This window comes from Candidatus Angelobacter sp., from assembly GCA_035607015.1.
GTDB lineage: Bacteria > Verrucomicrobiota > Verrucomicrobiia > Limisphaerales > AV2 > AV2.
In genome coordinates, this window is sequence record DATNDF010000167.1 from 1 (window position 1) to 8,657 (window position 8,657).

Annotated in this window: 5 protein-coding genes; 3 read left to right on the forward strand and 2 right to left on the reverse strand. The window is 59.5% G+C overall.

Translation table 11 applies throughout. The features are described from left to right. On the reverse strand, positions 1–3,815 hold a 3,815-nt coding region (locus tag VN887_06825), incomplete at its 3' end, for a PVC-type heme-binding CxxCH protein (protein ID HXT39720.1). Then, on the reverse strand, positions 3,812–4,498 hold the full coding sequence (locus VN887_06830; GenBank protein HXT39721.1) for a GDSL-type esterase/lipase family protein: 687 nt from the start codon (positions 4,496–4,498) through the stop codon (positions 3,812–3,814). The genes VN887_06830 and VN887_06825, both read right to left, overlap by 4 nt. Positions 4,499–4,695: 197 nt before the next feature. Here VN887_06830 and VN887_06835 point away from each other — a divergent pair, with 197 nt between their 5' ends. The 3 genes from VN887_06835 to VN887_06845 form a co-directional block, all read left to right on the forward strand. Next, entirely contained in the window at positions 4,696–5,529 is an 834-nt protein-coding gene (locus VN887_06835) for a hypothetical protein (GenBank protein ID HXT39722.1), read from the forward strand. Between the two features lie 60 nt (positions 5,530–5,589). Beyond that, positions 5,590–6,168 carry a GNAT family N-acetyltransferase gene (locus VN887_06840; protein HXT39723.1) on the forward strand — a complete coding sequence of 193 codons (579 nt, stop codon included), beginning with the start codon at positions 5,590–5,592 and terminating at the stop codon, positions 6,166–6,168. A 407-nt stretch (positions 6,169–6,575) separates the two neighbouring features. Further along, positions 6,576–8,657, forward strand: a 2,082-nt coding sequence (locus tag VN887_06845) for a two-component regulator propeller domain-containing protein (GenBank protein HXT39724.1), incomplete at its 3' end; no start/stop codon positions are given.

Consider the following 8,657-nt stretch of genomic DNA (forward strand, 5'->3'; position numbering starts at 1 on the left):
TCCCTGTTCGACACGTCGCGAATGACAACCTGTTCATTGTTTTCACGCACCAAGATGCCGGACAGCTCCTGGCCGTCCTGAGTTTCCAGGACCACCGCGTGGTAACCTTCCTTGATCTTGCGGCTCGGATAAAACACCGATTCGACGAGATAATCCGCTGGCGCGCTCGCGCCGATGGACGTGAGGTCCGGCCCGACTCTGCCGCCAACACCGCCAATGGCGTGGCACGTGACACATCCGAGTTCAGGCCGCCGGAAAACCTTCTCGCCACGCGCCGGGTCGCCTTGCACCGCCGCCGAGGCGGCGATTTGTTGTATCTCGGCATCGGTCAGCGACGCTTCCGCGGCCTCGAGATTCGCGCCGCGAGTCAAAGCCAGCACCAGTTCCGGTTCGTTACGCCCGCCTTCGCGCGCGACGCGCAGGCCCGCCCTGGCCACGATTTCAGGTACACCTGACTTCGGTAATCCCCACTCGGCCAGATACGCGCCGACACTCTGCTTCGCTCCACTCTCTTTCAAACTTAGCAATCCGCGCCACAACGACTCGGCCTCCATTTCGTTCGGCGCGGCCATCAGGATCTGCACCACGTCCGGCAACGCCTTCCCCAGGTCGATTCCGGCCAGGGTCACGGCCGCCTGCCGGCGGATGTCAGGTTCGTTGTTCGTCCCGGCCAGCGGCCGCAGGGCGGCAAAAATTGCGGGGTCCTTGTTCAAACTCAGCGAACGCAGGCTTTCAAACGCGGCCTCCCTGATCGCTCCGGGCGCCGCCGGATCGCCGGCGGCTTTCAACACGTCGGGTACGAACTGTCGAACATTCCATTGTCCGACCAGTCGCAGCGCCTCGACGCGAATCTCCAGCGGAGCGGAAAACATTTCGCGGAGCTTTTCGTGACCAGAAGGCGGCCTGGCGTTGCGCAGACGGGCCGCTTCGTTCAGAACCGCCAGGGCGCGGGCGGCGGTCGGTTTGTCAAAACCACGTCGCGCGATTTGATCGAACAGCCGCTGCAATTCTTTCGGCGACCCCGCGCGGCCTATCAGGTCAATCCACGGTCCGCGGCCGTCGCGCGCAAGCGGCTGTTCGCCGAGCAACTGGCCCAGCACTGCGCTGGCCTTCTCTGGTTCGATGGCTTTCAGGCCGAACTCCAGTTGTTTCTCGCGTCCCTCGACCTTCCACTCGCCGGATTTGATGGCGGCGATCCACGGGTCAGCGAGGTCGTTGATCGTAAGCCAGAGGGCGTAGTCGAGAAACGGGTCCATCGGCTTGCCGAGCACACTCAGAGCCAGCTCTGCCGACTTCGGGGAGGGGATTTTCGCAAGCACTCGCAGGGCTTCAAGGCGGACGCGGGGGTGCTCATCAGAAATCAGGTTCGCAAGTTGTTCCTCCGCATTTTTAGAGTGACCGGGCGCGTACTCGAGAATTCGCGTCGCGGCCACCCGGATGTTAAAGTCTTTTGAACCCAGCAATTGAAGTAGCAACCCGTCGTCGAATGTTCCGACAGCTTCGTAAAGCCATGCCGATTCGAGTTTCGCCCGATCTGTCGTCCGTCTTTCACTCCATTTGCCGACCGTTTCAGACACCCGGGCTGGCCTCATTTGACGAAGTTTTTCGGCCAAGACACGCCGCGCCGAGGCCTGTTCCCAGGCGTTCTTCGACAGCGTCCGGTCAAACAGTTCGTCGAGCCCCAGCTTCGCCAGATTCTCCTTCTTCGCCACGGGCCTTCCCTTCGCCGTCACGCGCCAGATACGGCCATGTTCCTTGTCACGGCGCGGATCGCGGAAGTCCACTTCGCCGTGTTGGATGATCGGATTGCTCCAGTCGGCGATGTAAAGCGCGCCATCGGGACCGAACTTCACGTCAATCGGGCGGAAAGTGACGTTGGTCGAGCGCAGCAGGTCCGGCATTTCCTTCGTCTGATAACCGGCACCAGCCTCGCTGTATTTGAAATGCACGACGCGATGCGCGCGGAAATCGCAGGTGATGAAGTCGCCCTGCCAGTCGTCGGGAAACTGCGGCGAGCGGACGACTTCGAGGCTGGCGAACTTAGGATAGTTGCCGGGGCTGATGCTCTGCAATTCGCGCCGCGCGCCGGCGTAAGTGAAGTACATCGCGCCTGGCACGCAATAGGAGACGCCCTGAAAGCCGGCGCCGTCGGTGAAGAACGAGTTGCCGTAGTCGTCCCACGTATGGCCCCACGGGTTGCAACCGCCGCGAGTGAACACTTCGAGTTGATACGTGTAGGGATCGAAACGCCAGATTCCGGCGCTGTTGAGGCGGCGCACGCCGAGCGGTGTCTCGATGTGCGTGTGAGTGTAGATGGACTGATTCATGTAGATATGTCCATCATAACCCCAGCGCAGCGTGTGGAGATTGTGGTGCGTGTCTTCGGTGCCGAAACTGGAAAGCACGATGCGCTTTTCGTCGGCCTTGCCGTCGCCATTGGTGTCCTTGAAATAAAGCAATTCGTGACTGGCCGCGACGTAGCAACCACCGTTGCTGTCGGGCAAAACGCCCGTGGGTATCAGTAAACCATCCGCGAACACTGCGGATTTGTCGGCTTTACCGTCGCCGTTGGTGTCCTCGAGGACAATGACGCGGTCGGTCGCGGGCTGGCCTGGTTTGATCTGCGGATAAACCTCGGAACTGGCGACCCAAAGCCGGCCCTGTGCATCCCAATTGATTTCAATCGGCTTGTGCAACAATGGATCCTCGGCCCAAAGATTGACCTCAAAGCCGTCCGCAATATCGAACGTCGGAGTCGGGAGCGGCTTCATGGCTTTCTCGGGTTGCTTCTCCTTGCGTAACAGTTCGGTGACCTCCTTTACGGTCGCGGGGTCCTGATGCTTCAGATCACGCAACTTTGCGATGCGGGCTTCCCATTGGGCAATGAGCGGCTCGAATTGTGGCAGTTCGGCGGCATTCTGACCCTGCTCCTGTTTGCGGAAGCCGAGAAGGTAAGTCCAGTTCTCCGGCCGCCAGCGGTGGAAGAAGAGTTCATTCTTTTTTCGGATGGCCGAGCGAAGCAACTCGTACTGTTTTCCCGCTCCAATGCGCTCATGGTGAAGAAGCCCTTGTTCGATGAACGCCGCAATGAAGGCATAAGAGTCCTGCGTGAGGTGAATGCCGTCCACGGTCGATCGCTTGCCCCGGGCATCGAAGGAATCCGGCGGCCAGTCGAGCAATTGCTGAAAGTAGCATTTGCGAACTTCCGCCAATTTCGCAATCGCCTGTTCGCAGAGCTTCAAGACAACCGCGTGGCGGTTCAGGCAATCTGCCGAGCAACCGTCATGATCGCCGTGCGGAGTTGGTCCCAACAGCACGAACCTGACCTTCTGCCCACTGACCTCTTCGATGGCGTTCATCAACTTGTTCATGTCCGCCTCGAACTTCTCGATCTTCGCCTGCCGCTGCTCCTTGGTTGTCTCGTCCGCCGCTTCCAACGCCGCCGTCATTCCGTAGCTGAGGAACGCGACGGTCGGCTTCACGAGCGTCACCTGTTCCTTCACGCGCTTGAGCCAGTCGTCCTCGGACTTGTTCCAGTCGAAACTCGCGCGCGCCCGGCCCATCGGAGTGTCCGCAGCCCAGCCAAGGTTGCGATAGCTCACGTTGCGGTCGGGGAATGCTGCCGTGAGTCGCGTCTCAATGTGGCCGTAGTCCACCTCGCGCTCGAAGAATGTGTCGCCGATAAAAAGAACGCGGTCGCCGTTCTTCAGTTCAAACGATTGCTCATCCTGGGCAAGACCGGCCTGGGAGAACAACAGTCCGATGGCGAGTCGCAAAGAGAAGTCACGCAGGGTCCTGGCAGATTGAAGTTTCATCGTCCCTTGAGCGCCGTGAAAATCGTCATCGCCATCATGCCGGCGCCGGCGGCATTCGGGTGAATCTGGTCGGGAAAATACTCCGGGCGACTGCCCAAAGCCTGGTGAAGATCAATCGTCGGCAGATTCCGTTCGTCCGCAACTCGCCTGATGGCCGGGATGATTTGTCCGTACAAAGTCGCCTCGTTGATGCCCCACTTCGTTTCATAGACCGGCGGCGGCAGACAAACCCAGATCTTCGGCTTCGAAGGCAGCGCCTCAAAATGATCGAGCATCGCGCGCAGATCGTCTGCGAATTCGCCGCCATGCGCCCAGTTCTGAGGCTTGGAGTCGTTTGTGCCGAGCGCGAGGATGATCGCTTGCGGTGCGAAATCGGCCAGTTGCTCGAACTGCTTTAAGTTCCAATAGGACAGATCGCCTTTCTTGAGCAGTGTCGCGCCGCTGACGCCAAAGTTCCTCACCTCGAACCGCGATCCGAGCAGTTTCCCGAGGACAATCGGGTAACAATTCGTCTCCCGGTTCTCCACACCCGCGCCGAACGTGATGCTGTCACCGACGCAGGCGACGCGGATGGTGCCGTGGTAGTCAGAAACGCGCAGAGCCGGCCTGGGCGGTGCGCTCGAGCAGCCCACCAGGAAAGCGCACAGCGCAATCGCCGTTCCACGGAAGGACAGTTGTTTCATTCGTGCATGCGAAGTTACGGAGGAAGTAAAGCTGACTCGACCGGTTTCGTGCAAGCTGGTAATGCTTTCGAATCGCCTGTTCCCCGGGTCTCCGCCGGGGCGCGCCCCTGTCGCTGACGACGCGGTCCGCCGTTTTTTTGCGCCGTCAGACAATTTTGCGATTGAAGATGCGATATGAACGAGTAAATTGCGGTTACATGATCGCTTCGCTGCTCTCGACGGGCGTTGCGGCAGATGCCGGCGGCACTGCAGCGGCCGAGCAAAGCCACGCCGCGATCATCTTCCCCCTGCTGGCGCTGTTGGTCTTGGTGATTTTCGTGGGGGTGTTGTTCGCGTTTTTCATTCACCGGTATTTGCGTTCCCGCCACGCAACGCCCGGGACCCGGATTGCGAAGCGACCGGGCGAATTCCTCCGGGGCGCGCTTGGCTTTCAATCATCCATTTTTCACTGCCCGAATCGCTGGCTCGCCGTCAAAAGCACAAACCTGCAAGCGGTGCAATCCGCGCTGGGCCTCCATAATCCGACCCCCTGCTCTTGGACGGATGGCATGGGCCGCGTCAGCGATCAGAAGCTTTTTATTTCACCGCCTGTCAACGGGTGGATACTGGTGGTGGGCTCTCTTCTACCCGAACCGGGGGAGGACGTGGATGTATGTTTCCGATTCCTGCAACACCTCAGCCGCGAGTTGGGCGAGGTGCAGTTTTTCAGCGTCAACCGGGCGGTCGGCCACCATGCCTGGGCGTGGTTTGAAACCGGCCGCACAACTCGCGGATATGCATGGGCTGGAGAGACGTTGTGGAACCAGGGACGCAAAACCTGGGCTGAACGAAGACTCGGCGTCACATGCTACGATTACTGCGAAGGCAACGCGAGAGACCTGTTCGCGCAACGCGAGCGGGGCCGCGCCAACACGGAAAAAATCCCGCTGCTGGCCTCGATGTGGAGCGTGGATCCGTCGTCGATAGAAGACAATGCCGTGACTGACGCGCTGGGTGTCTCTGGCGACCTTTCATCCGCCAGAATGCGTTGAGCCTTGCGTCCCGGGGGATTCAGCCGCACAATCCCGGCGATCCCGAACCCGGAGCAACCTATGCTGGACGCCATACTCGAGGAATTTCCGAAGGAAATTACGTTGAAGGACAACTTCAAGGTCCTCCTGCGCCCCCTCGAGTCCTCCGATGAGAAGGCTTTTCACGATTTCTTCCTCGCCGTGCCGGAACAAGAGCGGATGTTCATCAAACACCGCGTCACGGAACCGGAAGTGATCGGCGACTGGTGCAGAAACATTGATCTGGGCCGCAACCTGCCGTTGCTGGCGCTCACCGGAAACAAAATCATCGGCGACGCCACCTTGCACCAGCAGTTGGGCGGCTGGAAACGGCACATCGGGCGGGTGAGCGTGTTGGTACACCCGCAGTACCGCGGGCGGGGACTGGCCAAGTCACTGGTGGTGGAAATCATTGAGCTTTCCCGACATATCGGCCTCGAAAAACTGGAGGCAGAGTTCATCGGCGGACAGGAAACGGCGATCAAGATGTTTGGCTTGCTTGGTTTCGCTCAGTTGCTGCGGCTGCCCAACTATGTGAGAGACATGAAGGCCATCTCGCACGATTACGTGTTGATGGGCCTCGGCCTCGAGACGGACGAGGAATACGCGGGAATGGAGTGAATGCTGGCAACCGCGTGGAATCTGGACGATGGGCCGTCAATTGAAAACCTAAAGCGCCTTGAACAATCTGTCCCGACTGCGGTGCGAGAATTTCGTGTGCCTCCAAGGCCCACCTGAAATAGAGGCCGGACATACAAACCGCCGGTACGGAACCATCGGTCGCCGCCGAATTGAGATTATCGGACATTCGTTTCTTTTCACCGATTCATCCGCTGAAATCTGGCAGACTCCAGAGCAATACAAACGCTCTCGTCCCGGGCCCTGGACATCGGCACAGCGAACCTGGTGTCGGTTCCGCATGCGGTTTTGAAGAAGAAGTGCGTTTTCCGCTGACCACCTCGCACGCACGGCGTTCGGCGCGTCGCCGCAAAACAGTTTTCGCGACTGGCGCCGCGAAGGCAGACGCCGTGAACGAACGCGCCTCGTCCGGACCTCCAGCCCGCCGCCCAAGACGGCTGCGTGCCACGGCGGCTGTGTTGTCGTTTTTGTTTGTCTGCGACGCCCGCCTTGGGGCCGAGATTTCGGAAACTCAATACCGCTTTGACTCCTGGAAAACCGAACAGGGCCTTCCCCAGAATACGGTCAAAGCCATCCACCAAACACGCGACGGATATCTTTGGTTTGGAACCCGCTTTGGCATCGTGCGTTTCGACGGCGTGACCTTCCGCGTCTTCGACCGGGTGAACACAAAGGAACTCGTGAGCGATAATTGCATCGCCCTGGCAGAGGACAAGAACGGCGTCCTGTGGTTTGCGACGCCCCCGGGCGTGATCAGGTACAAAGAAGGCGCGTTCAGGAGTTTTGTTCTCAGCGCAAACAACCCCACGGACAAGGTTTTTTCCCTGTGCGCCGCCGCTCAGGGCGGCGTGTGGATCGCCACGGCGGATGGTTTGAAACGGTTGCATAACGAAAAGTTCACACGCTATTCCACGCGGGACGGGCTGATGACCAACATGGTCAGCGCCCTGTTCGAAGACGCGGAAGGAACACTTTGGGTCGGGACCGATCTGGGCCTGCAACGACGCGATCCGGTGACCGGTCGATTCTCCGATGCCTGGTCCCCCAGCGATCTGCCAGACAGGCGAGTGCAATGCATCCTGAAAGACCGGGGGGGAGCTCTTTGGATGGGCACAGAAGCCGCCGGCTTGCAACGCTGGTATGACGGCACATGGACCCGATTCACCGCGCCGGACGGTTTCAGAGAAAGGCGCGTTGACTACCTTGCTGAAGACCATGAGGGAAACATCTGGGTCGTTTCCGGCAAAGGCTCCTTGTATCGCTTTCGAGATGGCAAATTCACCGTGTTCGGAACTGATGAGGGTCTGGCGAACGAAATGGTCTTGTGCCTGCATGAAGACCGGGAGGACAATCTCTGGGTCGGAACTTCTTTCGGAGGACTGAAACGAATGCAGCCGCGGAGGATACTTGCCTATTCCACCCAACACGGATTGAGCCACCACGATGCGTGGAGCATTTGTGAAAGCCAGGCCGGCGGCTTGTGGATCGGCACGTCCGACGGTTTTAATCTCTTCCGGAACGGCGCCATTTCCAGACGCGCGCTGGATGAGGGGCGGCAGGATTCCCGGGTAAAGGCGATCTTCGAGGACAAGGCCGGGAACGTCTGGGTGGGCGGGGTGACCGCCGGCTTGAGGAAATTCAGGGACAAACAACTGATCGCCTCTTATACGCGAAGCGAAGGATTGCCGCAAAACCAGGTCAACGCCATATACGAGGGCAGTGAGGGCTCGCTCTGGGTCGGCACTCTGGGGGGACTGAGCCGTATCAAGGACGGAGCGATTATGAGTTACACCGCGACCAATGGCCTTTTAGCCGGCGATGTTCGGGCCATTCACGAGGATCGCACCGGCACGCTCTGGATCGGGACGTATGGCGGTGGAGTAAACCGGCTCAGAGCTGGCCGATTCCTCCCGCCCATCACGACCGAACAGGGCCTGTCGGACAACTTCGCCTGGTGCATCCATGAAGACGCGGGAGGAGTGTTCTGGATTGGCACGGAAAACGGATTGAACCGGGTGAAGAATGGCCGCGTGGACCGGTTCAAGACGGACCAGGGACTCTTCGATAATGTCGTCAACGACATCCTTGAGGACACGCATGGCAATCTATGGATCAGTTGTAACCGCGGCATTTACCGGGTGTCCAAAGCGGCTTTGAACGCGGTGGCCGACGGACAGACGAACCACGTCGAATACGTGTCCTACGGAATTTCCGACGGCATGTTGAGCAGCGAGACCAACGGCGAGAATCAGCCCGATGCCTGTAAGACCCGTGACGGGCGGCTGTGGTTTCCGACCACGGACGGCGTGGTGGTGATCGACCCGGACCGAATCACGCACAACGATCTGCCGCCGCCGGTTGTTATCGAGGATGTACTGATGGACCATCTGCCCGTGCCGCTTCATCAATCTCCCCAGTTGGATGCCGGGCGCGGGGCCGTTCTCGAAATCCATTACACCGCCAACAGTCTC

What these genes read in the sequence shown, in the direction of transcription:
- VN887_06840 (HXT39723.1), top strand. Translation starts at nt 5,590, where the DNA reads ATGCTGGACGCCATACTCGAGGAATTTCCGAAGGAAATTACGTTGAAG.
- VN887_06830 (HXT39721.1), bottom strand. Translation starts at nt 4,498, where the DNA reads ATGAAACAACTGTCCTTCCGTGGAACGGCGATTGCGCTGTGCGCTTTC.
- VN887_06835 (HXT39722.1), top strand. Translation starts at nt 4,696, where the DNA reads ATGATCGCTTCGCTGCTCTCGACGGGCGTTGCGGCAGATGCCGGCGGC.